This is a genomic window from Aeromicrobium sp. NPDC092404 (assembly GCF_040684095.1).
Classification (GTDB): Bacteria; Actinomycetota; Actinomycetes; order Propionibacteriales; family Nocardioidaceae; genus Aeromicrobium.
Window position 1 is genome coordinate 496,982 of the sequence record NZ_JBFBFI010000001.1, and the last position, 26,013, is coordinate 522,994.

The 26,013-nt window shown below is 69.0% G+C and carries 29 protein-coding genes and 1 other RNA gene; 14 read left to right on the forward strand and 16 right to left on the reverse strand.

The window, feature by feature from the left end:
* The first annotated feature begins 29 nt into the window (after positions 1-29).
* From AB0N22_RS02575 to AB0N22_RS02585, 3 genes are read left to right on the forward strand one after another with little or no spacing between them, the layout of a single operon-like run.
* On the forward strand, positions 30-1,151 hold the full coding sequence (locus AB0N22_RS02575) for a Nif3-like dinuclear metal center hexameric protein (RefSeq protein WP_364635652.1): 1,122 nt from the start codon (positions 30-32) through the stop codon (positions 1,149-1,151).
* A gap of 56 nt (positions 1,152-1,207) precedes the next feature.
* Complete coding sequence (locus AB0N22_RS02580) at positions 1,208-1,951, forward strand: C4-type zinc ribbon domain-containing protein (protein ID WP_364635655.1); 744 nt, start codon at positions 1,208-1,210, stop codon at positions 1,949-1,951.
* Positions 1,948-3,069, forward strand: coding sequence for a bifunctional RNase H/acid phosphatase (locus AB0N22_RS02585; protein ID WP_364635658.1), 1,122 nt, complete (start codon positions 1,948-1,950; stop codon positions 3,067-3,069). Before AB0N22_RS02580 ends, AB0N22_RS02585 begins: the two co-directional genes overlap by 4 nt.
* Here the strand turns inward: AB0N22_RS02585 and yaaA are convergent.
* The 3 genes from yaaA to AB0N22_RS02600 are packed head-to-tail and all read right to left on the reverse strand — an operon-like array spanning position 3,066 to position 5,492.
* Entirely contained in the window at positions 3,066-3,830 is a 765-nt protein-coding gene (gene yaaA / locus AB0N22_RS02590; protein WP_364635661.1) for a peroxide stress protein YaaA, read from the reverse strand. The genes AB0N22_RS02585 and yaaA overlap by 4 nt on opposite strands.
* A 26-nt stretch (positions 3,831-3,856) precedes the next feature.
* Positions 3,857-4,930: an SLC13 family permease gene (locus tag AB0N22_RS02595; protein WP_364635664.1), complete on the reverse strand. Its 1,074-nt coding sequence runs from the start codon at positions 4,928-4,930 to the stop codon at positions 3,857-3,859.
* A gap of 10 nt (positions 4,931-4,940) precedes the next feature.
* Positions 4,941-5,492, reverse strand: coding sequence for a TMEM165/GDT1 family protein (locus AB0N22_RS02600; protein ID WP_364635667.1), 552 nt, complete (start codon positions 5,490-5,492; stop codon positions 4,941-4,943).
* Between the two features lie 243 nt (positions 5,493-5,735).
* Between AB0N22_RS02600 and rnpB the strand changes: the two genes are divergently transcribed.
* An RNA gene (rnpB, locus tag AB0N22_RS02605) (RNase P RNA component class A) lies at positions 5,736-6,122 on the forward strand.
* Positions 6,123-6,169: 47 nt separating this feature from the next.
* Here the strand turns inward: rnpB and AB0N22_RS02610 are convergent.
* The gene (locus AB0N22_RS02610; protein ID WP_364635670.1) at positions 6,170-6,409 is read right to left on the reverse strand and encodes a hypothetical protein; all 240 of its coding nucleotides are present in this window, start codon (positions 6,407-6,409) and stop codon (positions 6,170-6,172) included.
* 167 nt (positions 6,410-6,576) lie between these two features.
* Between AB0N22_RS02610 and AB0N22_RS02615 the strand changes: the two genes are divergently transcribed.
* Positions 6,577-7,413 carry an aldo/keto reductase gene (locus AB0N22_RS02615; protein ID WP_364635673.1) on the forward strand — a complete coding sequence of 279 codons (837 nt, stop codon included), beginning with the start codon at positions 6,577-6,579 and terminating at the stop codon, positions 7,411-7,413.
* Positions 7,414-7,439: 26 nt separating this feature from the next.
* On the opposite strand, the gene map is transcribed toward AB0N22_RS02615, so the two are convergent.
* The gene (gene map, locus AB0N22_RS02620; RefSeq protein ID WP_364635675.1) at positions 7,440-8,288 is read right to left on the reverse strand and encodes a type I methionyl aminopeptidase; all 849 of its coding nucleotides are present in this window, start codon (positions 8,286-8,288) and stop codon (positions 7,440-7,442) included.
* 53 nt (positions 8,289-8,341) lie between these two features.
* On the opposite strand from map, the gene AB0N22_RS02625 reads away from it, so the two are divergent.
* From AB0N22_RS02625 to AB0N22_RS02635, 3 genes are read left to right on the forward strand one after another with little or no spacing between them, the layout of a single operon-like run.
* Positions 8,342-9,124, forward strand: a complete 783-nt coding sequence (locus AB0N22_RS02625) for a class I SAM-dependent methyltransferase (protein WP_364635678.1) — start codon at positions 8,342-8,344, stop codon at positions 9,122-9,124.
* Between the two features lie 4 nt (positions 9,125-9,128).
* Positions 9,129-9,329 (forward strand): hypothetical protein, encoded by a 201-nt coding sequence (locus AB0N22_RS02630; RefSeq protein ID WP_364635681.1) that lies wholly within the window; start codon positions 9,129-9,131, stop codon positions 9,327-9,329.
* Entirely contained in the window at positions 9,326-9,598 is a 273-nt protein-coding gene (locus tag AB0N22_RS02635; protein WP_364635684.1) for a hypothetical protein, read from the forward strand. The genes AB0N22_RS02630 and AB0N22_RS02635 overlap by 4 nt, the downstream gene beginning before the upstream one ends.
* A 14-nt stretch (positions 9,599-9,612) precedes the next feature.
* On the opposite strand, the gene panB is transcribed toward AB0N22_RS02635, so the two are convergent.
* A complete protein-coding gene (gene panB, locus AB0N22_RS02640) occupies positions 9,613-10,497 on the reverse strand; it encodes a 3-methyl-2-oxobutanoate hydroxymethyltransferase (protein ID WP_364635687.1) in 885 nt (294 codons plus the stop codon).
* Between the two features lie 93 nt (positions 10,498-10,590).
* Complete coding sequence (locus AB0N22_RS02645) at positions 10,591-12,342, reverse strand: NAD+ synthase (protein ID WP_364635690.1); 1,752 nt, start codon at positions 12,340-12,342, stop codon at positions 10,591-10,593.
* A 112-nt stretch (positions 12,343-12,454) separates the two neighbouring features.
* Between AB0N22_RS02645 and AB0N22_RS02650 the strand changes: the two genes are divergently transcribed.
* From AB0N22_RS02650 to AB0N22_RS02660, 3 genes are all read left to right on the forward strand, one after another.
* Positions 12,455-13,039 (forward strand): hypothetical protein, encoded by a 585-nt coding sequence (locus tag AB0N22_RS02650; RefSeq protein ID WP_364635692.1) that lies wholly within the window; start codon positions 12,455-12,457, stop codon positions 13,037-13,039.
* A complete protein-coding gene (locus AB0N22_RS02655) occupies positions 13,032-13,352 on the forward strand; it encodes a transcriptional regulator (protein ID WP_364635695.1) in 321 nt (106 codons plus the stop codon). Before AB0N22_RS02650 ends, AB0N22_RS02655 begins: the two co-directional genes overlap by 8 nt.
* A gap of 61 nt (positions 13,353-13,413) precedes the next feature.
* Complete coding sequence (locus AB0N22_RS02660; RefSeq protein ID WP_364635698.1) at positions 13,414-14,751, forward strand: glutamine synthetase family protein; 1,338 nt, start codon at positions 13,414-13,416, stop codon at positions 14,749-14,751.
* Here AB0N22_RS02660 and AB0N22_RS02665 read toward each other — a convergent pair.
* Together AB0N22_RS02665 and AB0N22_RS02670 are read right to left on the reverse strand one after the other, a co-directional pair.
* Positions 14,735-15,964 (reverse strand): RNA polymerase sigma factor, encoded by a 1,230-nt coding sequence (locus AB0N22_RS02665; protein WP_364635701.1) that lies wholly within the window; start codon positions 15,962-15,964, stop codon positions 14,735-14,737. The genes AB0N22_RS02660 and AB0N22_RS02665 overlap by 17 nt on opposite strands.
* Before the next feature lie 84 nt (positions 15,965-16,048).
* Positions 16,049-16,477, reverse strand: a complete 429-nt coding sequence (locus tag AB0N22_RS02670; protein WP_364635704.1) for a YciI family protein — start codon at positions 16,475-16,477, stop codon at positions 16,049-16,051.
* Positions 16,478-16,599: 122 nt separating this feature from the next.
* Between AB0N22_RS02670 and AB0N22_RS02675 the strand changes: the two genes are divergently transcribed.
* On the forward strand, positions 16,600-19,521 hold the full coding sequence (locus tag AB0N22_RS02675; RefSeq protein ID WP_364635707.1) for a bifunctional [glutamine synthetase] adenylyltransferase/[glutamine synthetase]-adenylyl-L-tyrosine phosphorylase: 2,922 nt from the start codon (positions 16,600-16,602) through the stop codon (positions 19,519-19,521).
* Positions 19,522-19,584: 63 nt separating this feature from the next.
* The gene (locus tag AB0N22_RS02680; RefSeq protein ID WP_364635709.1) at positions 19,585-20,154 is read left to right on the forward strand and encodes a hypothetical protein; all 570 of its coding nucleotides are present in this window, start codon (positions 19,585-19,587) and stop codon (positions 20,152-20,154) included.
* 15 nt (positions 20,155-20,169) lie between these two features.
* Here the strand turns inward: AB0N22_RS02680 and AB0N22_RS02685 are convergent, their stop codons facing one another.
* The 6 genes from AB0N22_RS02685 to AB0N22_RS02710 all read right to left on the reverse strand — a co-directional run bounded on the left by AB0N22_RS02685 (position 20,170) and on the right by AB0N22_RS02710 (position 24,822).
* The gene (locus tag AB0N22_RS02685; protein ID WP_364635712.1) at positions 20,170-20,508 is read right to left on the reverse strand and encodes a TfoX/Sxy family protein; all 339 of its coding nucleotides are present in this window, start codon (positions 20,506-20,508) and stop codon (positions 20,170-20,172) included.
* Positions 20,509-20,553: 45 nt separating this feature from the next.
* Positions 20,554-20,832 carry a WhiB family transcriptional regulator gene (locus AB0N22_RS02690; RefSeq protein WP_364635715.1) on the reverse strand — a complete coding sequence of 93 codons (279 nt, stop codon included), beginning with the start codon at positions 20,830-20,832 and terminating at the stop codon, positions 20,554-20,556.
* 3 nt (positions 20,833-20,835) lie between these two features.
* Positions 20,836-22,065: a cyclopropane-fatty-acyl-phospholipid synthase family protein gene (locus AB0N22_RS02695; RefSeq protein ID WP_364635718.1), complete on the reverse strand. Its 1,230-nt coding sequence runs from the start codon at positions 22,063-22,065 to the stop codon at positions 20,836-20,838.
* 128 nt (positions 22,066-22,193) lie between these two features.
* Positions 22,194-22,409, reverse strand: coding sequence for a hypothetical protein (locus tag AB0N22_RS02700; RefSeq protein ID WP_364635721.1), 216 nt, complete (start codon positions 22,407-22,409; stop codon positions 22,194-22,196).
* A gap of 24 nt (positions 22,410-22,433) precedes the next feature.
* Entirely contained in the window at positions 22,434-23,717 is a 1,284-nt protein-coding gene (locus AB0N22_RS02705; protein WP_364635723.1) for an acyl-CoA desaturase, read from the reverse strand.
* A gap of 16 nt (positions 23,718-23,733) precedes the next feature.
* Positions 23,734-24,822, reverse strand: coding sequence for an FAD-binding oxidoreductase (locus AB0N22_RS02710; RefSeq protein ID WP_364635725.1), 1,089 nt, complete (start codon positions 24,820-24,822; stop codon positions 23,734-23,736).
* Positions 24,823-24,959: 137 nt separating this feature from the next.
* On the opposite strand from AB0N22_RS02710, the gene AB0N22_RS02715 reads away from it, so the two are divergent.
* Positions 24,960-25,592 carry a TetR family transcriptional regulator gene (locus tag AB0N22_RS02715; RefSeq protein WP_364635728.1) on the forward strand — a complete coding sequence of 211 codons (633 nt, stop codon included), beginning with the start codon at positions 24,960-24,962 and terminating at the stop codon, positions 25,590-25,592.
* Positions 25,593-25,599: 7 nt separating this feature from the next.
* Here the strand turns inward: AB0N22_RS02715 and AB0N22_RS02720 are convergent, their stop codons facing one another.
* Positions 25,600-26,013: an SRPBCC family protein gene (locus AB0N22_RS02720; protein WP_364635731.1), complete on the reverse strand. Its 414-nt coding sequence runs from the start codon at positions 26,011-26,013 to the stop codon at positions 25,600-25,602.

Below are 26,013 nucleotides of genomic sequence, written 5' to 3' on the forward strand. Positions count from 1 at the left end.
GCGTGCGCGCTGATCGCTAGAGTGCGGTCATGCCCACTCTGCGCGACGTCGTCGGCGTCCTCGACGGCCTGTACGACCCGCGGTGGGCTGACAGCTGGGACGCCGTCGGCACCGTCGCCGGCGATCCGGATGCCGAGGTCGGCAAGGTGCTGTTCGCCGTCGACCCCGTCCAGGCGGTCGTCGACGAGGCCGTGACCTGGGGCGCGGACCTGGTGGTGACGCACCACCCGCTGTGGCTCAAGGGCGTCACGAGCGTCGCAGCGACCACACCCAAGGGCCGCGTCGTGCACACCCTGATCAGTCACGGCATCGCGCTCCACACCTGCCACACGAACGCGGACAGCCCGGCCCTTGGCGTCTCGGAGTCGATGGCGCTCGCCCTCGGGCTCTCCGACGTACACCCCTTGGAGGCCGACCCGGCCGATCCGACGGACACGTGGGTCGTCTTCGTCCCGGAGGAGGCCGCTGACACCGTCGCCGCAGCCATGCACGGCGCTGGTGCAGGCGCGATGGGCGACTACGACTCGACCCAGTTCCGGTCGACCGGCACCGGGTCGTTCCGGCCCTTGCCCGGCGCGGACCCGGCGATCGGTGAGGTGGGCACGGTCGAGCGCGTCCCCGAGGTCCGGATCGAGATGGTCGCCGACCGCCGCCTGCGCGAGGACGTCCGGGCGGCGCTGGTCGAGGCGCACCCGTACGAAGAGGTCGCCTACGACGTCCTGGAACCGGCGGCCAGGGCCGCCGACCGGGGGAGTGGACGCGTGGGCACGCTGAGCTCGGAGATGACGCTGGCACAGTTCGCGGCGCATGTCGCCGACCGTCTGCCGAGCCACCACAGCGCGACCCGCGTCGCCGGTGACCCGGAGCGGCCGATCCGCACGGTCGCGCTGTGCGGAGGGTCGGGCGACTTCCTGCTCGCGACAGCGACCCGGTCCGGTGCGGACGTCTACGTGACCTCGGACCTGCGGCACCACCCCGTCAGCGAGCACCTCGAGCAACCGGGCGCCTGCGCGGTCGTGGACGTCCCGCACTGGGCGGCCGAGTGGACCTGGCTGCCGGTTGCCGCGGCGGCGCTTGCCGAGCGGGTGCCAGGCGTCGAGACCAAGGTCTCGACGATCGTCACCGACCCCTGGACGTCGCACATCTCGTGAGCGGAGCGGCCTGAGCGGGCCATGACGGGGAATCCGCAGCCGGTACGGTAGCCCTTGTGAAAGCCGACCCCACCGCCCAGTCCGCCCTGCTCGACCTGCAGGCTCAGGACTCCGTCCTCGCCCAGCTCCAGCACCGCAAGAACTCCCTCCCGGAGCACGCGCAGATCGAGGACCTTCAGGCCAAGGCGAGCGAGCTCGACGGGGCACGCATCGAGGCCGACACGGAGGTGGCCGACCTCAGCCGCGCCCAGAAGAAGGCCGACGCCGAGGTGGAACAGGTCAAGACCCGTCGCACCCGCGACGAGGAGCGGCTGAACTCCGGTGCCATCAGCAATCCCAAGGACCTCGAGAGCCTGCAGCACGAGCTCGTCGCGCTCGAGCGCCGCATCTCGACCCTCGAGGACGACGAGCTCGAGATCATGGAGAAGCTCGAGGAGGCGCAGATCCGGCTGGCCGCAGTCCAGGCCGACCTCGGTGCCATCAACGAAGACCTGGCTCAGGCCGTCGCCGCCCGGGACGCCGCGATCGTCGTGCTGGACGAGCAGGCGACCGCCGCCTTGGCGGATCGGGCTCAGGCCGCTTCGGGTGTTCCTGACGACCTCATCGCTCTGTACGACAAGGTGCGTGCGCAGTACGGCGGTCTCGGCGCTGCCGCGCTGCGGGCTCGCCGCTGCGAGGGCTGCCGGCTCGAGATCAACGGGGCCGATCTGCGCGAGATCGCCGCCGCGCCGGAGGACGACGTGCTGCGCTGCCCCGAGTGCGGACGCATCCTCGTACGGACGGCCGAGTCCGGGCTGTGACCTCGCGGATCATCATCGAGGCCGATGGTGGCTCGCGGGGCAACCCCGGTCCAGCGGCCTACGGTGCGCTGGTCCGCGATGCCGACTCCGAGCGGGTCATCGCCCAGCAGGGTGCGACGATCGGCGTCGCGACCAACAACGTCGCCGAGTACTCCGGCCTGGTCGCCGGGCTCCGGCTGGCGCGCGAGCATGTGCCTGATGCGTCGTCCGTCGAGGTGCGCATGGACTCCAAGCTCGTCATCGAGCAGATGGCAGGCCGATGGAAGATCAAGCACGAGTCGATGAAGCCGCTCGCTGCGGAGGCTCGTGGCCTGCTGCCGCGGGTTGGCGTGACCTGGACCTGGGTCCCGCGCGAGCAGAACGCAGCCGCGGATGCCCTGGCCAACGCCGCGCTCGACGACGAGGCGGCGGGCGGGTCAGGAACGGTCGGTGGGTCGCCATCGACGACCGTGAAGCCCGCCACCCAGCTCGGCTGGCGAGGCGGCCCGCACAGCGAGCCCACGACGCTCATCTTGTTGCGTCACGGCGTGACGCCGTCGACCGAGCGCAAGGTGTTCTGCGGCAGCGGCGGGACAGATCCCGGGCTGACGCCCACCGGGGTGGAGCAGGCGCGGCGAGCAGCCGCCTGGCTCAAGCGGCTGGGTGGCGTGGACGCGATCGTCGCGTCACCCCTGCAACGGACGCGTGAGACCGCGGCCGTCGTCGCCGATGAGCTGGGACTCGACGTCGACCTGGAGGCCGGGCTGGCCGAAGCGGCCTTCGGCGAGTGGGACGGATCCAGCTTCGCGGAGATCATGCAGCGGTGGCCGGCGGAGCTCGACGCGTGGCTCGCGTCGACGGCGGTGGCGCCGCCCGGCGGTGAGACGTTCGACGCGGTGTACGAGCGGGTGTCCGCGGCGTGCGACCGACTCCTGGAGTCTCATGCCGGCCAAACGGTGGTCGCGGTCAGCCACGTGACCCCGATCAAGATGCTGGTGCGGCGAGCGCTCGACGCACCGATGCAGGTGATCTACAAGATCGAGCTGTCACCGGCATCCCTCACCACCATCCAGTGGTTCGGCGACGGTGCGGCGTCGTTGCGCAACTTCAACGTCGTCCCGGATCCGACCGGCGGCTAGACCTCGGAGACGACGATGTCGAGGCGCTGTCCGTCGCGCTCGACCGTCCAGCCGAGGTCGGCCAGCACGGACTGCAGCTCGTCGACCGTGCGCGGATCGGCGCCGGACTCGAGCAGTCCCCGTACGACCCGGCCCTTGGTCGCCTTGTTGAAGTGGCTCACCACCTTGCGAACGCCGCGGTGCTCGTGGAGCACCCGCATCGTGGCGGTGCGGTGGCTGAGCTCGGCCGGCGGCTTGCCGAGCGCCGTGTAGGTCCCGGAGCGCAGGTCGATCAGGAGGCCGTCAGCCGCCAGCTGAGACATCACGCGGGGGAGCGGCCCGCGCCAGCGACCGGCGACCGAGCCGAGTCGGGGCAGGGTCACGGTGCCCGACATGCGGTAGGCCGGGATCAGGTCGTCCGGTCGGAGCAGCCCGAACAGGGCACTGGCGATCGCGAGGGACTCGTCGGCGCGCTTGCGGGACGCGTCGTCGAGCGTCGACAGGTCGAGCTCGGAGAACAGCACCCCGGTGTAGATCGCGTCGGCTCGCGCCGTCGGCTCGTCCGGGAGCGCCGCGTTGACGGTGATCGCGTCAGCCTGGGTCGTGCCGAGCCCGAGCACCTCCATCGCCCGTCTGGGGTTGCCGTTGCAGAGCCTGACGAGGGCCCGCAGCAGCTGCGCGCGGACGGGGGAGAGGCTGCTGGACGACAGGGCCTCGAGGTCGAGTGGTGCGCCGGTCTCCGGCCGCGTCTTGCCCTCGGACGGCGGCAGCAGGATCAGCACGGCTCGACCCTATCTGGGCGAGCTCGTCACCAGATGACGGACGTCCACCCCCAAAGGACGAACGTGCAGACGACCACCAGCAGCGGCGTGGTGGCGAGACCCAGCAGGTGGAACTCCCGCAGCGACGAGAGCGTGCGACCACCGGACTGGCGCCACAGCAGGTTGGCGAGCGATCCGACCACCGTCAGGTTCGCCCCGACGTTGACGCCGATCAGCAGGGCAAGCACTGCAGCAGGTCCGGCCGCCGCGGCGGCCGGCAGGAGGAGCAAGGTCGCCGGCAGGTTGTTGACGAGGTTCGCGGCGATCATCGCGATCACGGCGATCGCGACGAGTGCACCCAGGCTCGTGCCGGTCGGCATGGCATCGTCGAACCACTCGCCGAACCTGGTGGTGCCGAGCCAGGCGACGGCCAGCGCCCAGACCAGCACCAACGCGGCCAACGGCAGGTTGGCGGCCGCCACGAGGTCGGCCCAGGTGCTGTTGCGCCGCACGAGTGCATGACCGCCGACCAGGATCGCGCCCGCGAGCGCCGGCAGCCAGGGGACGATGCCGCTGGCCAGCGCGAGCAGGACGACGAGGACGACGGCGACCGGGAACAGCGGCATGGCGTACGACTCCCCGGCAGGCGGGACGTACGGCTCGCGGAGCTCGGACCGGAACCACCAGCGCAGGACGGCGTACTCCGCCGCGACCGCGACGAGCCACACCGGGAGCATCGCCCACGCGAACCCGACGAACGACAACCCTGTCGCCCCGAAGACCAGCAGGTTGGTCAGGTTGGAGACCGGCAGCAAGGTCGACCCGGAGTTGGCGATCCGGACCGATGCGTACGCGTGCGAGCGGTGCGGGCTGACCCCGGTCGCGGCGATCAGGATCGGCGTCAGGAGCACGACCGTGGCGTCGAGGCTCAAGACGGCGGTGACTGCGGCGGCGAGGCCGACGCTCCAAGCCAGCAGCGTCGTGCTGGAGCCCGCGGCCAGCCGCGCCATGTGCTCGCCGAGGATCTCGAACAGGCCCTCGTCGGCACAGGCCTGCGCCAGCACCATGATCGAGACCAGGAAGGCGACGGTCTCCGCCAGGGAGGCGAGGTCGTGGATCACGCCGACGACGCTAGCCGACGAGCATCCACACACCGACCGCGGCGAACAACAGGGCTGACACGAGGTGCACGGCCTTGATCGGCAGAGCCTGGAGCAGCGCGCGTCCGACGAACACCGCCAGCACGATCGAGATCAGCATTCCGACGGTGCTGCCGATCCAGATCAGCACCCAGTGGTGCTGCGTCGACAGCGTCATCGTCGCGAGCATGGTCTTGTCGCCGAGCTCGGACAGCACGAAGGCGACCCCGACGACGAACACCGCCGCGCCACCCTTGGCCGGGGCCTTGGGCTCTTCGCCGGCGGCCAGATGACGCAGGGTCCATGCGGCGAACAGGAGGAACAGCACACCACCGGCGACGCGTACGGCCTGCTCGGGAAGCGCGTCGCCGATCGCGTTGCCCACGAGGGCGGAGACGAGGTTGGTGAGCGTGCAGGCGATGCCGGCGCCGATGATCACGGTGCGCGCGCGGTAGCGCGTCGCGAACGTCATCGACATCAGCTGGCTCTTGTCGCCGAGCTCGGCGACGAACACCAGGGCCGCGCTCAGCAGGACGGCGTACATGAAGAAAGCTCCTCGTCCACCTGGACGAAGAGCCGGGATGACAAGCCTTCGACCAGGCATAGTCATCGACTCATCCCGGTCGAAAGTCTCGTCCGCCACCGCGAGGTGGCCTGCTGCACCGGATTCCACAGCTTCGTGGAGTCAGTATGTCGACACAGCCGTTGGGGACTACTCCCTTTCGCGGGTCAAGCCTAGCGGACGACGCCATGCCGTCGCGCCGGGCGGTAGGCTGGAGGACGCGAATGAGTCGGCCGGGCGGCCGCGGCGCCCCACCTCGGTGGGGTGTCGAGGAAAGTCCGGACTCCGTAGAGCGACGGTGGTGGCTAACGGCCACCCACGGCGACGTGCGGGACAGTGCCACAGAAATCAAACCGCCAACGGCCTTTCGAGGAACGGGTAAGGGTGAAACGGTGAGGTAAGAGCTCACCAGCGTCCCGGGTGACCGGGACGGCTAGGTAAACCCCACCGGGAGCAAGACCAAGAGGGCCTCCGGGCCTGCGCTGACGGGCTGCTCGTCCGATGTCAGCGGGTAGGTTGCACGAGGCGTCCAGCAATGGGCGTCCCAGATGGATGGTCGCCCGGGCCACTTCGGTGGCCCGACAGGATCCGGCTTACAGGCCGGCTCATTCGCACCCGGCATCGAGCCCGTCCGGGCTGGCGGCGAGGGCCGGACGGCCTCAGCCGGCGTCGGCGAGGTGCAACGAGTGCTGGATCGCCAAGGCGTCGAACTGCCAGGTGATCTCGCGGACGATGTCGACGATGTCGGGATCGTCGGTCTCGATCGTGACGACGAGGTGGCGGTTGTTGTTCCAGCCGGGGGCGTCGATCGTGATGTCCGGGATGGCACCCAAGGCGGTGGACACGGTGCTGAACGCGTCGTCACTGCTCATCTGCATGTTGAGCACGACTCGCTGCATCTGGTCCTCCTCGTCTGGGCCCCCACATCTAGAACGACCAGGACGCACGGAAGTTAGGCGTGCGCATCATCACGCGCCACGTACGCTGGCGAGAGCGAGCCCGCCGGTCTCCGGCAGCGGCCGATGAGCGCTTTCAGACCCCACGAACCTCACAGGAGATTGTCTTCATGAGCACTGTCCCCACGATCGACCTGAACAACGGAACAGCCATCCCGCAGCTCGGGTTCGGCGTCTACCAAGTGCCGCCGAAGGACACCAAGGAGGCGACGCTGACGGCGTTGGAGGTCGGCTACCGGCACATCGACACGGCCGAGATGTACGGCAACGAGAAGGGCGTCGGAGAAGCCGTGCGGGAGTCGGGTCTCGACCGCGGCGACGTGTTCGTGACGAGCAAGCTCAACAACGGCTTCCACGCTCACGACGACGCCCTGACGGCGTTCGACGGGACTCTCGAGGCCCTCGGCTTCGACTACGTGGACCTGTTCTTGATCCACTGGCCGCTGCCGGGCATCGAGGTCGACTTCGTGGAGACCTGGCGCGCCTTGGAGGAGATCTATCGCGACGGGCGGGCGCGGGCGATCGGTGTCTCCAACTTCCAGGCGAACCATCTGCGCCGCTTGATCCAGGAGACCGAGGTCGTGCCCGCGGTCAACCAGATCGAGGTGCACCCCTACCTCACCAACGACGACGTGCGCGCGGTCAACGCCGAGCACGGCGTCGCGACCGAGGCCTGGTCACCGATCGCGCAGGGCCTCGTGCTCGACGACCCGGTGGTCACCGGCATCGCGAACGCCCATGAACGTACGCCGGCCCAAGTCGTCCTGCGGTGGCACGTCCAGCGCGGCGACATCGTCTTCCCCAAGTCGGTCACCCGCAGCCGGGTCGAGGAGAACTTCGCGCTGTTCGACTTCGAGCTCTCCGACTCGGACATGGGTCTCATCACGGCGCTCGACAAGGATCACCGCACCGGGCCCGACCCCGACACGTTCAACTGGATCCCCTGACGACTGGCGCCTGAGACCCGGCTGCCTCAGGACTGCGTGAGGATCTCCGCGCCGTCCGCGGTCACCAGCAAGGTGTGCTCGAACTGTGCCGTCCGTGAGGTGTCCTGCGTCGTCGCGGTCCAGCCGTCCTCCCACAGGTCCCACTCGACGGACCCGAGCGTCAGCATCGGCTCGATCGTGAACGTCATGCCCTGCTCGATCACGGTGTCGTAGGTCGGATCGTCGCAGTGGGGGATGACGAGCCCGTCGTGGAAGGCGGGTCCGACGCCGTGGCCGGTGAAGTCGCGAACCACGCCGTAGCCGAACCGCCTGGCGTACGACTCGATGACCCGGCCGATGACGTTGACCTCGCGGCCACGCTTGACGGCGCGGATGGCGCGCATCATTGCCTCGTGCGTGCGCTCGACCAGCAGGCGTGACTCCTGGTCGACGTCGCCGACGAGGTAGGTCTTGCTGGTGTCGCCGTGCACGCCGCCGATGAAGGCCGTGATGTCGATGTTGACGATGTCGCCGTCCTCGAGCGGACGGTCGTCGGGGATGCCGTGGCAGATGACCTCGTTGACGCTGCTGCACAGCGACTTGGGATAGCCGCGGTAGCCCAGCGTCGACGGGTAGGCGCCGTGGTCCACGAGGAACGTGTGGCCGATCTCGTCGAGCCTGTCCGTGGTGACGCCGGGTGCGATGGCGGCCTCGACGGCATCGAGCGCCTGGGCCGCGATCCGGCCGGCGATCCGCATCGCGGCGATCGTCTCGTCGTCGCGCACGAGAGGTCCGCGATAGGGGAGTGGCGCGATCTGTCCGACGTACTCGGGCCGCTCGATCGACGACGGCACCGCACGCTCGGCCGATAGGCGGCCAGCAGTCAGGACAGTCACCCGCCGAGTCTAGAGACCCCGCCCGAACTGTTCGGCTCGGTAGCGTGGGGCACGTGGACGGAGGCGACGGCTGGTCGGAGGTGGCCGAGGGCTGGTCTGAGCTGTGGGGCCGGTTCCCCGAGCCTGCCTGGGCCGCGGTCCTGGCCGTCGCCGTCCCTGCGCCCGGCTCGCGGGTGCTGGACGTCGGGTGCGGTTCCGGCGAGCTGATCGCCCACCTCGAGCGGCAGGGTTTTGCTCCAGCTGGGATCGATCCCGCACCGGGAATGGTCGCCCTCGCCCACGACCGGGTCCCTCGTGCCGACGTCAAACTCGGAGTCGCCGAGCACCTGCCGTGGCCCACTGACAGCTTCGAGCTGGTGACCGCGGTCAACGCGCTGCAGCTGGTGGCAGACACCGACGCCGCCCTGGCCGAGCTGGTACGCGTGACGGTGACCGGCGGCAGCGTGGCGGTCGTCAACTGGGCCGGCCGCGACCTCAACGACCTCGACACGATCGAGGCGGCCGTGGCCGACGCCGTCGGCGACGAGCCCCGCCCCGAAGGCGCTCTCAGGGCTGCGGGCGAGCTGGAGCAGCTGCTGACGAGCGGCGGTCTCGTCAGCGCCGAAGGCGGCCTCGTGAAGGTGCCGTGGCACGCGGACGACGACGACGCGCTGGTGCGCGGCGTGCTGCTGGGCGAGGATCCGGAGACGCTCGAAGAGCTGGCGCCGACGGTCCTGGCCGCGGCGAAGGCGTTCCGCAGGCCGGACGGCGGGTACACCTTGGTCAACCACCTCCGGTACGGAGTCGGCCGCAAGCCGGCTCGACCGGATAACGTGGGGCGGACTTCGAAAGGGTGAGCACATGAGCGACGGCACGTTCTACTACTGCACGAAGCACAAGACGGTCGAGGGCCCCGACGGCTGCCGGGCGGCCGACCGGCTCGGCCCGTACGACACGGCCGAAGAGGCCTCGCGTGCCTACGAGATCGCAGCGGAGCGTACGAAGGCCTGGGATAACGACCCCGACTGGAACGACGACGCCGCCGAGCAGCCGAAGGAGTGAGTCGGCGCAGGCTCAACCTCGACCGGTCCGGACCGTGGGTCGCCGTCGTCGGGCTGTTCATGGTGCTGTGGTGCACGGTCTCGACGGCGCTCTTCGCCCCGTGGTGGGGGATCGCGATGGCGTTCGCCTTGTTGGGCCCGCAGGTCTGGCTCGTGGCCAGGTGGGCGCGCCCTCACCCGCGCCGGACGATGATCGTCCCGGTCGTGGGGCTGCTGGCGTGGGTGGGCCTGGCCTGGGTCGGGGCCGTCGTCTGGGACTGGAGCCCCTGAGCTCGTAGGAGGTCTCAGCTCTCGAAGGAGTGCTCGGCCGCCGGGAACGAGCCGTTGGCGACGTCGTCGGCGTAGGCCTTGGCGGCCTCGAGCATCACGCCGTGCAGATCGGCGTAGCGCTTGACGAAGCGTGGCGCCTTGCCGGTGCGCAGCCCCATCATGTCCTGCCACACCAGCACCTGGGCGTCGCAGTCCACGCCGGCGCCGATCCCGATCGTCGGGATGCGCAGCGCCTTGGTGACCTCGGCAGCGACGGGGGCCGGGACCATCTCCATGACGATGGCGAACGCCCCGGCCTCCTCGAACGCCTTGGCCTCGGCGATCAGCTTCTCGGCCGCCTCGCCCCGCCCCTGCACGCGATAGCCGCCCAGGTTGTGCTCGGCCTGAGGGGTGAATCCGATGTGCGCCATCACGGGGATGCCGCCGTCGGTCAGCAGCTTGACCTGCGGCACCATCGGCAGGCCGCCCTCGAGCTTCACGGCGTGCGCGTTGGCCTCCTTCATGAACCGGACCGCGGTGTCGAACGCCTGGCCGGGGGAGCGCTGGTAGGAGCCGAACGGCAGGTCCGCCACGATCAGGGCTCGCGTCGTCGACCGGGTCACGGCGCGCACGAGAGGGATCAGCTCGTCGACCGTGACCGGAAGCGAGGTCTCGTTGCCGAAGACGTTGTTGGACGCGGAGTCACCGACGAGCATGACCGGGATGCCGGCCTCGTCGAACGTCGCGGCGGCGTACTGGTCGTACGCCGTGAGCATGGCCCACTTCTCGCCGCGCTCCTTCATCTGCTGGAGGTGATGCGTGCGGATCTTGCGGATCTGGCTGCTTCCGGCCGGGGCAGCGGGCGTTGCGGCCGGTCCGGAGCCGTAGGGCGCGGTCTCTTCAGGGGTGGCGTCGGCCATGGTCGTTGCTCCTTGTCGTCTCGCAGCTCCTCGCGGAGTCCACGGATGTCTCCAGCGTGCCAGAAACCGGAGAGGTTGCAGACGTGAGACTGGTTACAGCTTCTCGCGCCACCGATGGGTGATCGGCACCCGGCGATCGCGCCCGAAGTTTCGACGGGAGACCTTGGGTCCGGGCGGGTACTGGCGGCGCTTGTACTCCGCCTTGTCCACCAGGGTGATCACGCGCTCGACCAGAGCGGGATCGAAGCCCTCGGCGATGACGTCGGCCGAGCCGAGGTCACGCTCGACGTACGCGTCGAGGACCGCGTCGAGGAGGTCGTACGGGGGGAGCGAGTCCGAATCGAGCTGCCCGGGCCGGAGCTCGGCCGACGGCTGCTTGCTGATCGTGTCCTCGGGGATGGGCGGCGTCTCGCCGCGTTCGGTGGCCGCCTGGTTGCGCCACCGGGCCAGCTCCCACACCAGCGTCTTGGGCACGTCCTTGATCGGCGCATACGCCCCCACCGCGTCGCCGTAGATCGTCGAGTAGCCGGTGGCGAGCTCGGACTTGTTGCCGCACGCCAGGACCAGTTGGCCGTGCTGGTTGGACAGTCCCATCCAGATGACGGCGCGGACGCGGGCCTGGAGGTTCTCCTCGGCGAGTCCGTCAAGATGCAGCGCCTCCTGGTAGGCGTCGAAGATCGGCGCGATCGGCACGGTGTCGAGCGACAGCCCCGTGCGACGAGCCTGCTCGGCGGCGTCCGACTTCGAGTGCTCGCTCGACCAGGCGCTCGGGTTGGAGACGCCGAAGACGTTCTCGGCACCGAGCGCGTCGACGGCCAGCGCGGCGACGAGCGTCGAGTCGATGCCGCCGGACATGCCGAACAGCACGGACCGGAAGCCGTTCTTGTGCACGTAGTCCCGCAACCCCACCACGAGAGCCGTCCAGATCTCCTCGAGCCGTGGCATGCGTTCGTGGTGGACCGTCGGCATCGGTTCGTACGCCGCAAAGGGTTCGGAGCTGATGATCGTCCGCTTGATCGAGAGCCCGCCGAAACGCTCGTCGGCGTCCGGCATCGCCGGGGTCGCGGCGGGCAGGTCGAGGTCGACGACGAGCAGCTCCGGATCGAACTGTCCCGAGCGGCCGAGGACCGTGCCCGTGGCGTCGACGACGATGGAGTCTCCGTCGAAGACCAGCTCGTCCTGTCCGCCGACCAGGTTGACGTAGGCCAGGACGCACTCGCCCTCGCTGGCCCGGCGTGCGCACAGCTCCAGTCGTACGTCGTCCTTGTCGGCCTCGTACGGCGACCCGTTCGGCACGACGAGCAGCGCGGCCTCGGCGGCCTTGGCGGCGGCGGACGGGCCGTCGCGCCACAGGTCCTCGCAGATCGCGAGCGCGACGTCGATGCCGCCGATCTGGACGATGTTGATCGTGTCACCGGCAACGAAGTTGCGGATCTCGTCGCCGACGCCGTAGTTCCACAGGTGATGTTTCGCCTGGCGGGCGACGATCCGGCCACCGTGCATGACGGCGACGGAGTTGGTCGGGGCGTTCTTGGGGACGCCGATCGTCTCGGTGACGTCCTGAGCCTGGTCGAGGAAGCCAACCATCGCGACGACGTCACCGCATCCCTCGCGCTCGAGCCGGGCGGCGAGATCCTCGGCCGCAGCCCGCGAGGCCTTGATGAGCGAGGCGCGCATCGCCAGGTCCTCGATCGGATAGCCGGTCAGCACCATCTCGGGAAAGACCACCAGGTGCACGCCCTGCTCGACGGCCTGCCGGCAGTGCTCGACCACGAGATCAGCGTTGGAGGCCAGGTCCCCGACCGTGGCGTTGACTTGGGCAAGGGCGAGACGCAGCTGGGGCACACCGTCAGCGTATAGGCGCGAAGCGCGCCGGTCAGGTTTGTGGCGCAGACTAGTTGACGTGGTCGTCTTCGTCGGTTAGGTTTGTCTCGCCAACCAGTTTGAGGAGAACGCCATGCAACACAGCGACGTAACCACTGCAGTCGCCGAGAACTCACACTTCCGGGGACTGTTCGGGGTCGTCGGCGGCTGTCTCTTGATCCTGTCCGCGCTCGGCAACAGCGCTTGGGGCCCGTTCGAGCACCCGGCGGCATTCGTCGCGGGTGTCGTGGTGCTGGGCCTTGCCGCGTGGGGCCTCAACAGCCACTACAACAGCAGATACGGCTGGTCGCGGCCGACCGGTCGCCACCATCGCCGGATGGCCGTTGCCATGTTCGTCGGGGCTCCGGCCATCTTCTTCGGCTCCCTGCTCCTGTCGAGCCGTGCTTCGTGGTCGCTCGACCTGCCGCTCAACACGATCGCGATCTCGATGGCGCTCATCATGCTGATGGTCGGTGCGGCGACGGTCGGTGTGCGAACCCATCACGTGGTGGTCTACGGCACGCTGCTCGTCGCCGGTCTCCTGCCGGTCTGGGAGCGGGAGGGCATGAGCGGCAACACCGGACTGTGGATGGCGGGGATCGCCCTCATCATCAGTGGACTGCTCGACCACCGACTGCTCGTACGCAGGTTCGGATCCGGCGGGGACGCCCATGCCTGAGCCTGACGACGACTTCGCCCTCGACCGGCTGATCCACGAGCCCGGCCGCCTGGCGATCCTCACCGTCCTCACGTCGGTGGCCGAGGCCGACTTTGTCTTCCTCCAGCGGACGACCGGACTCACCAAGGGCAACCTCTCCAGTCACCTCACGAAGCTCGAGGACGCGGACCTCGTACGCATCGAGAAGCGGTTCGTTCGCAAGAAGCCCAACACCAACGTCACGCTGACCGAGCACGGTGCAGAGCGCATCGCCCGGCACTGGGCGCAGCTCGATCGGCTCAAGGGTCTCGCGGGTCCCGGACGGACCGCCTGAGGCGCCTGCGGCCCCGCACCCCGTTTACATGGCCGTAACACGTCGTGGTCACACTGTGAGCATGGGAAAACAGGAAGACTTCGTGCTGCGCGCCCTCGAGGAGCGCGATGTCCGTTTCGTACGTCTGTGGTTCACCGACGTGCTCGGTTCCCTGAAGTCCGTAGCGATCGCGCCGGCTGAGCTCGAGGGCGCCTTCGCCGAGGGCATCGGCTTCGACGGATCGGCGATCGAGGGCTTCGCTCGCGTCCACGAGTCCGACATGCTGGCGATGCCCGACCCGTCCACGTTCCAGATCCTGCCGTGGCGCGGCGAGACCCCGGCTACGGCGCGCATGTTCTGCGACATCCTGATGCCCGACGGCACGCCGTCGTACGCCGATCCGCGGCACGTGCTCAAGCGAACGCTGCAGAAGGCGGCCGAGGCGGGGTTCACGTTCTACACGCATCCGGAGATCGAGTTCTATCTCTTCAAGGGCAAGCCCGGCCTCGGCGAGCAGCCCGTGCCGGTCGACGACAGCGGCTACTTCGACCACACGGCGCAGGGCGGCGGCCAGGACTTCCGCCGCGAGGTCATCACGATGCTCGAGAACATGGGCATCTCGGTCGAGTTCAGTCATCACGAGAACGGCCCGGGCCAGCAGGAGATCGACCTCCGCTACGCCGACGCGCTCTCGACCGCTGACAACATCATGACCTTCCGCACCGTCGTCCGTGAGGTGGCGCTCAGCCAGGGCAAGTGGGCCTCGTTCATGCCCAAGCCCTTCACCGACCACCCCGGCTCGGGCATGCACACCCACGTGTCGCTGTTCGAGGGCGACGAGAACGCCTTCTACGAGGCCGGCGCGGAGTACCAGCTGTCGCAGACCGGCCGCGCGTTCATCGCCGGTGTCCTCGAGCACACGGCCGAGATCACCGCGGTGACCAACCAGTGGGTCAACTCCTACAAGCGGCTGGCCGGCGGGGGAGAGGCGCCCAACTACGTCTGCTGGGGCCACAACAACCGCTCGGCACTCATCCGCGTCCCGATGTACAAGCCGCACAAGGGCGGGTCTGCGCGCGTCGAGCACCGCGGCATCGACTCCGGCTGCAACCCCTACCTGGCGTTCGCCCTGGTGCTGGCGGCCGGGCTCAAGGGCATCGAGGGCAAGTACGACCTGCCTCCCGAGGCGGAGGACAACGTCTGGGGCCTCAGCGAGAACGAGCGCAAGGCGATGGGCATCGCTCCGCTGCCGCGCAACCTCGACGAGGCGATCCGGACGATGGAGGGCAGCGAGCTCGTCGCCGAGACGCTCGGCGAGCACGTCTTCGACTTCTTCCTGCGCAACAAGAGGTCCGAGTGGCAGGACTACCGGTCCCAGGTCACGCAGTTCGAGCTCGACCGCCTCATGCCGATGGTCTGACGCCGGCCTTCTGCAGCAGGACGGCCTTCTCGCGCTCGTTGTGGGTCAGCTCGGCGGCGGCGAGGAACTCGGCGCGCGCCTCGTCGTGGCGGTCGAGCCGAGTGAGCAGCTCTCCGCGGACGCCCAGCAGGAGCGGGTGCCCCTTGAGGGCGCTGCCGGCGAGCTCGTCGACGATGTCGAGCCCGGCGGCCGGTCCTTGAGCCATCGCCGTCGCAACGGCACGGTTGAGGTCGACGATCGGCGAGGGTGCCAAGGACGCGAGCGCCTCGTAGAGCGCGACGACGTGGTCCCAGTCGGTCTCCTCGGCCGAGGATGCGACGGAGTGGCACTCGGCGATCGCGGCCTGCAACGCGTACGCCCCTCGGCCGCGCCCTGCGGCGTCGGCTCGCGCGAGTGCCGCGCGGCCGCGCTGGATCTGGCCGTGGTCCCACCGTGTGCGGTCCTGGTCGGCGAGGAGGACGGGGTCACCGTTGCCGTCGACCCGTGCTGCGAACCGCGAGGCCTGCAGCTCGAGCAGGGCCAGCAGGCCGTGCACCTCGGGCTCGTCGGGCACGAGGGCGCTCAGGATGCGGGTGAGCCGGATCGCCTCGAACGCCAGGTCGGTACGCATCCAGCTCGAGCCTGACGTGGCGGCATATCCCTCGTTGAAGATGAGGTAGGCGACGCTGAGCACCGAGCCGAGCCGCTGCTCGAACTCCTCGCGCGCCGGCACCTCGAACGGGATGTCGGCCGCGGCGATGGTCTTCTTCGCCCGCACGACCCGCTGCTGGACCGTCGCGACGGGAATCATGAAGGCGCGAGAGATCTCCTCCGTCGTCAGGCCGCCCACGACACGCAGGGTCAACGCGATCTGCGACTCGCGCGGCAGGATCGGGTGACAGGCGGTGAAGACGAGCCGCAGGACGTCGTCGTCGATGGTCTCGGGGTCCCACGGCAGGTCGTCATCGGCGGCGGCGAGCCGCTGCTGCTCGGCCAGCTCGCGGGCCATGGCGGCGTGACGGTCGTCGAGGCGCTCGTTGCGGCGCCAGCCGTCGATCGCCTTGCGCTTGGCCACAGTCGTCAACCACGCGCCGGGGTTGGGTGGCACGCCATCGCGCGGCCATTGGGCCAGTGCGTCGAGGAGGGCTTCCTGCGCCAGGTCCTCGGCGAGACCGAAGTCGCCGACGACCCGCGTCAGCGTTGCCACGATGCGCGCGGACTCGATGCGCCACACCGCCTCGACACGACGACGGGCGGATGCCGAGGAGTCATCCTCGACACCCGCCGCGTCGGTGTCCTGCGCGCGCTGCTCTATGGCTCAGCCCTGCACCGGGGTGTGGGTGCCGAGCTGCTCGCGCCACTCGTACTCCTTCTGGATGTACTCGTTCGACTGGTCGAAGTCCTCGGTCTCCGTCATGAGGCGCACCTCCAGGCGGGTGCCGGGGCCGAGGGGGCAGCGCTTGGCCCACTCGGCGGCCTCCTCCTTGCTCGAGGTCTGGATGATCCAAAAGCCCGTGAAGAGCTCCTTCGCCTCGGCGTACGGGCCGTCGGTGACGACCGGGGGAGTCGAGTCGAAATCGACCACGAAGCCCTCCTCGGCGGGGGCCAGGCCGTCGCCGCTCAGCAGCACGCCGGCCTTGATCAGCGACTCGTTGTAGGCGCCCATGGCGTTGATGACCTCGGTGAAGTCGAAGTCGGCAGGCATCTCGAACTCGGTGGGCGTCCGCATGATGAGCATGTATCGCATGATGTGTCCTCTACGTTTGCAGGCCGTGTCTCGACCCTCTCATCTACGCTTCGAACGGGAGAAGTCGAGATCGACACATGTCGCAGAATTTTTCCGGATTTCTTTCCGGGTAGCCTGCACGGGTGGCAACTGACGCACGTGAGCTCGCCCTAGCACTTGCCCGCAAGGGGTTTCGCAACGGGGAGGGCGCCGTCGCCGACCTCACCAGGCTCGGGGCCGTGCCGGACGCCCTCGTCGACCAGATCGCGGGGGTCGCCAGTCCCGACACCGCCCTGGCGTCGTTGACCAACATCGCCGAACGATTCGGCACCGCCGAGCTGCTCGACCTGCTCGCCACGGACGCCGAGCTGCGCCAACGGCTGCTGGTCGTCCTCGGCACGAGCGAGGCGCTCGGCGACTTCCTGGTGCGCCACCCCGAGCACGTGCGCGACCTGAGCACCGCCGAGCTGTCGACGACTCCGATCTCGCTGGACGTACGCCGCCGGCAGATGGAGGAGGCGACGACCGCGGACGAGCTGCGGGTGGGCTACTACCGCAAGCTCCTGCACATCGCGGCCCGGGACCTGACGGCCCTGACCTCGTTCGAGGAATCCTCGGCAGAGCTCGCCGACCTGGCGGTGGCGACCTTGGGTGCGGCGCTCAAGATCGCGTGCGCTGCGGACGACGGGGGCGAGCTGTGCCGGCTCACGATCATGGCGATGGGCAAGACCGGCGGGCGCGAGCTCAACTACGTCAGCGATGTCGACGTCATCTTCATCCACGAGCCGGCCGAGGGCGCCGACGAGGGAGCGGCGATCGCGGCCGCCACCCGGCTCGCCGCAGCGGTGATGAAGCTCTGCCGCGAGCACACCGGTGAGGGCACGATCTGGGAGGTCGACGCCAACCTCCGCCCCGAAGGCAGCTCAGGCCCGCTGGTTCGCTCGCTGTCCAGCCACATCGCCTACTACGAGCGGTGGGCGACCACGTGGGAGTTCCAGGCGCTGCTCAAGGCCCGCTACGCCGCCGGCGACGAGGAGCTGGCGCAGGCCTATCTCGACGCACTGTCGCCGATGATCTGGATGGCCAGCACGCGCGAAAACTTCGTGGGGGACGTACGGGCGATGCGCCGGCGGGTCATCGAGAACATCCCGTCCAACCATCGCGAGCGCCAGCTCAAGCTGGGCGCCGGTGGTCTGCGGGACGTGGAGTTCGCCGTCCAGCTGCTGCAGCTGGTCCACGGCCGTGCCGACCTGTCGCTGCGCAGTCCGACGACGGTGCACGCCCTCAAGGCGCTGATCGAAGGTGGGTACGTCGGCCGCCGAGACGGTGCTGCGATGGAGGAGGCGTACGAGTTCCTGCGCACGCTCGAGCACCGCATCCAGCTCTACAAGCTGCGGCGCAGCCACATCGTGCCGGACGACGTCGAGGACCTGCGCCGCATCGGCCGCAGCATGGGCTTCCGCCAGAACCCGGCCGAGAACCTCACGCGGGAGTGGCAGGCCCACCGACGCATCGTCCGGCGGCTCCACGAGAAGCTCTTCTACCAGCCGCTGCTCGAGGCGGTCGCCTCGTTGCCGACCGACGGGTTGCGACTCACGGCGCTCGCCGCCGAGCAACGACTCACGGCGCTGGGCTTCGCGGATCCCAAGGGCGCTCTCGCGCACATCCAGGCACTGACGTCGGGCGTCTCGCGTCGCGCGGCGATCCAGAAGTCGTTGCTGCCGGCGATGCTGGCGTGGTTCGCCGAGTCGCCCGACCCCGACGCCGGCCTGCTCGCGTTCCGGAAGATCTCCGAGGGCCTCGGTGAGACCCACTGGTACCTCCGCAAGCTCCGCGACGAGGGCGAAGGCGCCGAGCAGCTCGCCCACGTGCTCTCGTCCAGCCGCTACGTCACCGACCTGATCCTGCGCGCGCCCGACTCCGTGGCCCTGTTGGGCGATGACGCGGAGCTGCGCCCGCTCGAGCGGGATCGGCTGCGCACCGAGGTCGAGCTCGCGTCCAGCCGTCACAAGAATCCCCAAGACGCGATCCGTGCCGTGCGGCGTGTGCGGCGCCGCGAGCTGTCACGCATCGGCATCGCGGACGTGCTGGGCCGCCTCGACATCCTCGAGGTCGGCGAGGCGCTCACCGACGTGTCGACGGCATCCCTCGACGGAGCCCTCAACGCCGCGACGGCCGCAGTCGAGGCCGAGCGTGGCGAGATGCCGACCCGGATGTCGATCGTGCTGATGGGGCGGCTGGGCGGCGGCGAGGCGGGCTACGGCTCCGACGCCGACGTGATGTTCGTGCACGACCCCGTCGAGGGTGCCGACGAGACCGAGGCGGCCGAGGCGGCGATGGCCGTCGCTCAGGGCCTGCGCAAGATGCTCGCCGCGCCCGGGGACGACCCGCCGCTCGACGTCGACGCTGACCTGCGTCCCGAGGGCAAGAACGGGCCTTTGGTCCGTACGTTCGCCGCCTACCGGGCCTACTACGAGAAGTGGTCGGCCGTCTGGGAGGCGCAGGCACTGCTGCGCGCCAACGCGACGGTCGGTGACGCGAGCCTCAACCAGCGATTCACGGCGCTGATCGACCCCCTGCGCTGGCCCGAGGGTGGTGCCACGCCGGCCGAGATCCGGGAGGTTCGTCGCATCAAGGCGCGCGTCGACTCCGAGCGCCTGCCTCGGGGCGCCAACCCCAACACGCACCTCAAGCTGGGTCGCGGGGGCCTCGCCGACGTCGAGTGGACCGTGCAGCTCCTGCAGATGCAGCACGCGCACGCCGTGCCCGGGATGCGTACGACGCGGACCCTTGACGCCCTGCATGCCGCGACGGAGGCCGAGCTCGTGAGCGAGGAGGATGCCCAGGCGCTCGAGGCCGCGTGGCGTCTCGTCAGTCGCATCCGCAACGCCGTCGTCCTGATGCGCGGCAAGCCGGCCGAGTCGATGGTGGAGCAGGTCGCCGAGCGAGCCGGTGTCGCCCACCTGCTGGGGTACGGCATGGACCAGAGCGAGCGGATGGTCGACGAGTACCTCCGGACGACCCGGCAGGCCCGCAAGGTCGTGGAGCGCATCTTCTACGAGTGAGACGCAGGGGCCCGATCCCGGAAACGGGACCTGCCAGTCACCTGATCTGCGACACTCAGTCGCATGCGTCTCAAGGCCCGCACCATCGGTCTCCTGCTGGCCAGTGCTACGTCTCTGCTGGCGGCGTGCGGAGGCGAGGACAAGCCGGACAAGCCGGTCGCGACAGCCGGACCGGGCACAGGAACCATGGTGGTCCAGGGCATCGTGAAGCACGAAGGAGAACCGCTGGCCGGTGCCAAGGTGTGGCTGACGCTCTGGCCCGACGATGCCGGTGAGGTCGAGGAGGGCGGGACCGTCGACACTCGTGACAGCAAGCCGATCACGACGGACGACCGCGGGCACTACGCGCTCAGGCTCGATCCAGACACGCTCACCAGCGCGTACTTCGATGGCGAGTCACTGAACTTCGACATCACCGTCTTCAACAAGAACAAGGCCGCCTCGTGGGGATCCACCGTTTGGCTGGTCGACCGACGAGTCTGGCGAAGCGAGGCAGCTCTGGTCGGCGACAGCGTGCTGCGGATGAACTTCGACCTGGGCAAGGAGAGCATCACCACGGTCGACTCGCGTGGAGACCGCGAGGCTGCGGAGCTGCCGATCGGCGATGCACCGTCGGTCCTGGTCCCGCACTGACCCGAGAGGCTCAGCTCAGGGTGTGATCGAGTCGACGTACGTGTAGGCCGTCTGGAGCTCGGCGAACCACGTGGCGTCATCGGCGTCGTCGGGGACCAGCACCCACTCGCGCCGAGGGACACCGCCCATGACCATCCGGTCGGCGACGCCGGTCTCGACCAGCTCGTCGGCGTGTGCCTCCGGGACCTTGATCAGCAGGCCGCCGGCGTGTGCTGCGACGGCGAAGACCTTGCCCCTGACCCGCATCCCGGTCGAGCCGAACATCCGGCCCCAGTCGACATCGGGCTGTTGCTGCAGGTCGGCCGACAGCGCGTCGAGCCGCGCGTGCGCGGCCTCCTGCTCCATCCTCGGCATGGGCCCAGCATGGCACCATGCTCGGACACCCGGCCGGGAAAACCGCTACGCGCTCGCGCGCAGGAGCTGCTCCCGCTCGTTGATGTTCATCCCGCCCCACACTCCGAACGGCTCGCGGACCGTCAGCGCGTGCTGCAGGCACTCCTGAACGACCGGGCACACCGCGCACAGTGCCTTGGCGGCCGCTTCACGCGCTCTGCGGCTCGGGCCGCGCTCGGCCTCGGGGGAGAAGAACACGGACTCGTCGGCACCGACGCACGCCGCGTCGTACTGCCACTCGTACGAGTCCTGCAGCGGCTTCGGCAGACGGCTGACGCTGGCCATGGCTCAGACCTCCGTCGGCCGGCCCATGGCCAGCTGGTAGACGTCGAGGTAGCCCGTGCGGAAGCCCGCTTCACAGTAGGCCAGGTAGAACTCCCACATCCGGCGGAACGTCTCGTCGAAGCCCTGGACCCGGACGGCCTCCCAGTTCGTGGTGAACCGGTCGCGCCACTCGTGCAGCGTGCGGGCGTAGTCCTGGCCGAGCGAGCGTCGGTTCGTGACCGTGAGGCCGGTGTAGTCACCCAGCGTCTGGTCGATCGCGTCGAGGGACGGGATGAGCCCGCCGGGGAAGATGTACTTCTGGATCCAGCCGTACGAGTTGCGGGTGGCCAGGTAGCGGTGGTGGTCCATCGTGATCGCCTGGATGGCCACGCGGCCACCGGGGGCGAGCAGCTGGTCGATCTTGGCGAAGTACGTCGCCCAGTACTCCTCGCCGACCGCCTCGATCATCTCGACGCTCACGATCGCGTCGTACTCGCCGGTGACCTCCCGGTAGTCGACGAGCTGGAGGTCGACGTCGACGCCGGCCTCGACGAAGCGCTGCCGGGCGAGGGCGGCCTGCTCTGACGACAACGTGATGGTCGTGACGGTGGCGCCGCGCTGTGCGGCGCGGATCGCGAGTGCGCCCCACCCACTGCCGATCTCGAGGACCCGTGTGCCGGCCGTGACGTTCGCGTCGTCGAGGATCGCGTCGATCTTGCGGAGCTGGGCGGCCTCGAGGTCCTGCTCAGGGCTCTCGAACCATGCGGACGAGTAGGACATCGTCGGGTCCAGGAACTGGGCGAACAGGTCGTTGGAGAGGTCGTAGTGCGCCTCGATGTTCTTGCGCGACCCCTTGACCGAGTTGCGCTGGTGGTGCGGCAGCTTCTTGTCGACGAAGACCCGGAACCGCTGCAGGGGCACCGGCACGATGGTCGCCATGCGTGCCGCGAACGGCTCGAGCAGGTCGGCCAGGTCGGTGCCGGTCCCGGTCGTCCAGTCACCGGCCATGTAGGCCTCACCGAAGCCGATCTTGGTGTCGGCGCCGAGGCGGGCGAAGAACGACTTCGGACGGACGACGCGCATCTCGGGGGAATCGGCGCCGCCGGCACCCCAGGTGCTGCCGTTGGCGAAGGTCAGCCGCACGGGGACGTGGTTGACGGTCGGCTTGAGGATCGCCTTGGCGACTCGCGCCTTCAGCGGGGTGCGCGGCGCCCGCGCGATGCCGGGCCAGCGGGTTGTGGCGATGTCGGTCATCGGACGCCTCCCTGCAACGAGTCGGTCGTCCGACGACTACCCCGCAGGGCGGGGGCGGACGCGTTCCGGTGGGCGTGAGGGTGGCCGGGTCGACGGCTGGCGATCATGCTCATGCCAGTGATTCGTCGCTAGCGATCCACCGGATTGGTTGCCTCGGCGTCCTGCCCGGCCCGCTTGCTCGCCTCGGTGATCTCGAAGATCTCGGTGCCGAACGCACCGATCTCGGTCGTGATCTTGCGGGCGGACTCGAACAGGATCGCCACGACGTGGCCCGCACTGGCTATCGCGGCCTCGGTCGACTGCTGGAGGACATCCTTGGCGATCTCACGGCGGCTCAGTGCCATCGGACTCCCTCTCGGTCACAGTGACTACGAGGTCAATTGTGGCGCACGTGCCTCTTCCATGCGACGGGCAGCCTCTTCGCGCTTCGCGCGACGCAGTGCCTTCGACTCCGGGCTGTTGCCGATCTTGTACGGATCGTCCGGCTTGTGGCCGAGCTTGGCCAGCTGCTTGATGACGCTGCCGATCTGCTTTGAGAGGCGACCGGTGTTGTACTGCAGGCCGTACTTCTCGACCAGGAGCTTCACGTCCTCGGCGACCTCGGGGTAGCGGCGGGCCGGGATGTCGGGGAACAGGTGGTGCTCGATCTGGTAGCTGAGGTTGCCGGTCAGGACGTGGAACGGCTTGTGGCCCGTGATGTTGGCCGAGCCGAGCAGCTGGCGCAGGTACCACTGGCCGCGGGTCTCGTTCTGCGCGTCCTCCTCGGCGAACGTCTGAACCTCGGCGGGGAAGTGGCCGCAGAAGATGATGATGAAGGACCAGACGTTGCGGATGACGTTGGCGACGATGTTGGCGACCAGGATCGCGACGGGCGCCCACCAGCCGACGAACGGCACGAGCGCGATGCCGAGAACGGGCCACGCGACGTAGTCCTTGAAGACCTGCTTGCGGATCTTGCGCAGGGCGCGCTTCTTGCGACCCTGGAAGTCCTCCTTGGTGATCTTGCCTTGGAGGTACTGGTCCAGCTCGACGCCGTGATACATGATGCCCCACTCGAAGATGAGCATCAGGACGAACGCGAGCGGCAGGTTGAACCGGTGGCTGGCGTACCAGGGCTGGTCCTCGTCGATGCGGAACATGTTGTAGCCGATGTCCCGGTCCATGCCATGGATGTTGGTGTACGTGTGGTGGATGTAGTTGTGGCCGTGCTTCCAGTCCTTGGCGGGCGCGATGTTGTCCCACTCGTAGCGGCTGGCGTCGATCATCGGATCGTTCATCCAGTCGTACTGGCCGTGCATGACGTTGTGGCCGATCTCCATGTTGTCGAGGATCTTGGCCAGGCCGAGGAACAGGATGCCGGCGATGAACGCGGGCGGGAAGAACGGCATGAAGATGCCGATGCGGCCCAGCACCTCGCTGGCCTTCTGGGCCCGGATGACGCGCCGGATGTAGTCGGCGTCCTTCTGGCCGAGGTCGTCCAGGACCCGCTGGCGAACGGCGTTGAGCTCCTCGCCGAACTCCTCGAGCTGCTCGTACGTCATCAGGTCGAGCCCGATGGTGGCGCGCTTCTCGGTGTCCTCACCGACGAGCGACTTGGGCGCGGCGTCGTGGGCGCTCGCGCTGCGGGGTGCGATGGGTGCGTGCTTGGCCATGATGGTTCTCCCTCTCTCAGATGGCGACGTTGACGTCGCCGACGGGGACGCTGACACAGATCTTGATGGTCTCGTCGGTGTTGGCGGTGACCTCACCGCTCACGACGTGGCGGACGGCACCGCTGTTCTTCTTCAGGGCGCAGGTGTTGCACACGCCCATGCGGCAGCCGAACTCCGGCTTGAGCCCGGCGGCCTCGGCCTGCTCGAGGATCGTCGCGCCGGAGTTGTCGGCCTCGATGCCCGCCTCGTCGAACGTCACGGTGCCGGTGGCGTCGGCTGCGTCGAGGTCGACCGACGGCACCTTGAAGTACTCAAGGCGCAGCTGGTCAGCCGCACCGAGCTCGGTGTAGGTGTCACGGACCGTCGCGATCAGGCCGGCGGGCCCGCAGACGTACGTCAGGGTGTCGGTCGGGTCGATGCCCAGGTGCTTGAGGTGGTCGACGTGGAAGCGGCCCTCGAGCTCGGCGCCCGGCTCCGGCTTGCGGGTGTAGACCCGGGTCACGGTGACGTTGGGCAGGTCGGCGAGGGCGTCGAGGTCGGCGGTGAACATCTCGTCGTCGCGCGACCGGGCGTAGTGCAGGAACGTGACCCGGCCCTGGTGGCCGGTGTCGCGAAGCGTGCGGATCATCGACATGACTGGGGTGATGCCGGAGCCGCCGCTGATCAGCAGCAGGTCGTCCGGCACGACGCGGGGGAGGACGAACTCGCCCTCGGCCTGCGACATGTAGACGATCGTGCCGGGCTCGAGCTCGTGGTGCAGGAACTGCGAGACGTAGCCGTCGGGGTGGGCCTTGACCGAGACGCTGAAGGTGCCCTTCTTGGCGGCCTTGGAGCTGGAGACCGAGAAGACGCGGACGCGGCGCTTGCCGTCGACCTCGACGCCGAACTGGACGTGCTGCCCGGGGACGAAGCCGTTCCAGGCGCCGTTGGGGCGCAGGACGACCGTGCTGGCGTCACCGGTCTCCCGGCGCACCTCGACCACCCGGGCGCGGACGTTCTCCGCTGCGAGCATCGGGTGGATCTGGTCGAGGTAGTGATCGATCGTGAACGGGGAGGTCAGCGAGGCCACGGGGCGCGAGGCGAGAGCCTTGCGGATGATGCCCATGCCGTCTCCTCGAAATCAGTGAACATGCGTACACTCAAATTGTGCATGACTCACGCGGTACGCGCAACTGACGCGCCGAGTGACCTCCAACACCAGCGATACACGTGTGCACCGAAAGGGGTGGATAGGCTGTGAAGGTGTCCGAGCCAGCCCAGTCCGCCTCGCGCCAGGTCCAGAAGGAGCGCACCCGACAGGCGATCCTCGCGTCCGCCCTGGAGCTGAGCCACGAGCAGGGGTTTGCGCAGGTCAGCCTGCGTCAGGTGTCCCGCCACGCCGGCGTCGTCCCGACCGCGTTCTACCGGCACTTCGAGTCGATGGACAAGCTCGGGCTCGCACTCGTCGAGCAGTCGTTCTCGACGCTGCGGCGCATGATCCGCGACGCACAGCGCGATCCGCATGTCTTCGACAACATCATCGACGCGGCGGCCGACGTGCTCGTCGAGGCCGTCAAGCAGAGCAAGGCGCACTTCGCGTTCGTGGCACGCGAGCGCGTGGGCGGGCCGGAGGTCGTCCGGACGGCGATCCGGCACGAGCTCGACCTGTTCGTCAGCGAGCTGGCGGTCGTGCTGGCCCGGCTGCCCAACATCGAGAACTGGTCGACCGAGGACGTGCAGATGGTGTCGCGGCTCTTCGTCCGCAACATGGTCTCCAACGCCGAGGAGGTCGTCGAGATGCCTGACGGTCGCCCGGACCTCGAGGAGAAGATCAAGGAGGGCGCCCGCAGGCAGATGCGCCTGATCGTGGTCGGCTTCAGGGACTGGCGCAGCTGAGCGAGGGTCAGCCGGCGCGGGCGATCTGCTGGCGGCCGTACTCGTCCTGCGCGTACGTCGCCAGGTTGTCGAGGGCCTTGACGAACACGTCGTCGCCGATCGAGTCCTCGAGCTCCTGCAGGACCTCGGGCTCGGCGGTGAAGTCGGCCTCCCACGTGACGTACGAGCACGAGTGGCCGGCGTCCTCGACCAGGATCGTGGCCCGGTGGTTGGCGATCGGGAACGGCGGATCAGGGATGTGGTACGACAGCGTCATCGCCTCGTCGTCCCGCGACACGATCGTCACGACGACGTCGGCAGGAGCCTCCGGGCCATTGGCGTAGATGCGGAGCGTGGGGTGCCACTCGGCGAAGTCACCGGCCAGCTGCCACACGTGGGGAGCGGGGGCGGCGACGAACGTACGACGGGTGATGCGAGGCAT

Bases quoted from the DNA above. Each gene is read 5' to 3' on its own strand.
- panB (WP_364635687.1), bottom strand. From the start codon at position 10,497: ATGGCCGACGCCACCCCTGAAGAGACCGCGCCCTACGGCTCCGGACCG.
- AB0N22_RS02670 (WP_364635704.1), bottom strand. From the start codon at position 16,477: ATGCGATACATGCTCATCATGCGGACGCCCACCGAGTTCGAGATGCCT.
- AB0N22_RS02655 (WP_364635695.1), top strand. From the start codon at position 13,032: ATGCCTGAGCCTGACGACGACTTCGCCCTCGACCGGCTGATCCACGAG.
- AB0N22_RS02695 (WP_364635718.1), bottom strand. From the start codon at position 22,065: ATGACCGACATCGCCACAACCCGCTGGCCCGGCATCGCGCGGGCGCCG.
- AB0N22_RS02685 (WP_364635712.1), bottom strand. From the start codon at position 20,508: ATGCCGAGGATGGAGCAGGAGGCCGCGCACGCGCGGCTCGACGCGCTG.
- AB0N22_RS02700 (WP_364635721.1), bottom strand. From the start codon at position 22,409: ATGGCACTGAGCCGCCGTGAGATCGCCAAGGATGTCCTCCAGCAGTCG.
- AB0N22_RS02650 (WP_364635692.1), top strand. From the start codon at position 12,455: ATGCAACACAGCGACGTAACCACTGCAGTCGCCGAGAACTCACACTTC.
- AB0N22_RS02610 (WP_364635670.1), bottom strand. From the start codon at position 6,409: ATGCAGCGAGTCGTGCTCAACATGCAGATGAGCAGTGACGACGCGTTC.
- AB0N22_RS02615 (WP_364635673.1), top strand. From the start codon at position 6,577: ATGAGCACTGTCCCCACGATCGACCTGAACAACGGAACAGCCATCCCG.
- AB0N22_RS02600 (WP_364635667.1), bottom strand. From the start codon at position 5,492: ATGTACGCCGTCCTGCTGAGCGCGGCCCTGGTGTTCGTCGCCGAGCTC.
- AB0N22_RS02690 (WP_364635715.1), bottom strand. From the start codon at position 20,832: ATGGCCAGCGTCAGCCGTCTGCCGAAGCCGCTGCAGGACTCGTACGAG.
- AB0N22_RS02680 (WP_364635709.1), top strand. From the start codon at position 19,585: ATGCGTCTCAAGGCCCGCACCATCGGTCTCCTGCTGGCCAGTGCTACG.
- AB0N22_RS02630 (WP_364635681.1), top strand. From the start codon at position 9,129: ATGAGCGACGGCACGTTCTACTACTGCACGAAGCACAAGACGGTCGAG.
- AB0N22_RS02575 (WP_364635652.1), top strand. From the start codon at position 30: ATGCCCACTCTGCGCGACGTCGTCGGCGTCCTCGACGGCCTGTACGAC.
- AB0N22_RS02660 (WP_364635698.1), top strand. From the start codon at position 13,414: ATGGGAAAACAGGAAGACTTCGTGCTGCGCGCCCTCGAGGAGCGCGAT.
- AB0N22_RS02705 (WP_364635723.1), bottom strand. From the start codon at position 23,717: ATGGCCAAGCACGCACCCATCGCACCCCGCAGCGCGAGCGCCCACGAC.
- AB0N22_RS02710 (WP_364635725.1), bottom strand. From the start codon at position 24,822: ATGGGCATCATCCGCAAGGCTCTCGCCTCGCGCCCCGTGGCCTCGCTG.
- AB0N22_RS02720 (WP_364635731.1), bottom strand. From the start codon at position 26,013: ATGCCTCGCATCACCCGTCGTACGTTCGTCGCCGCCCCCGCTCCCCAC.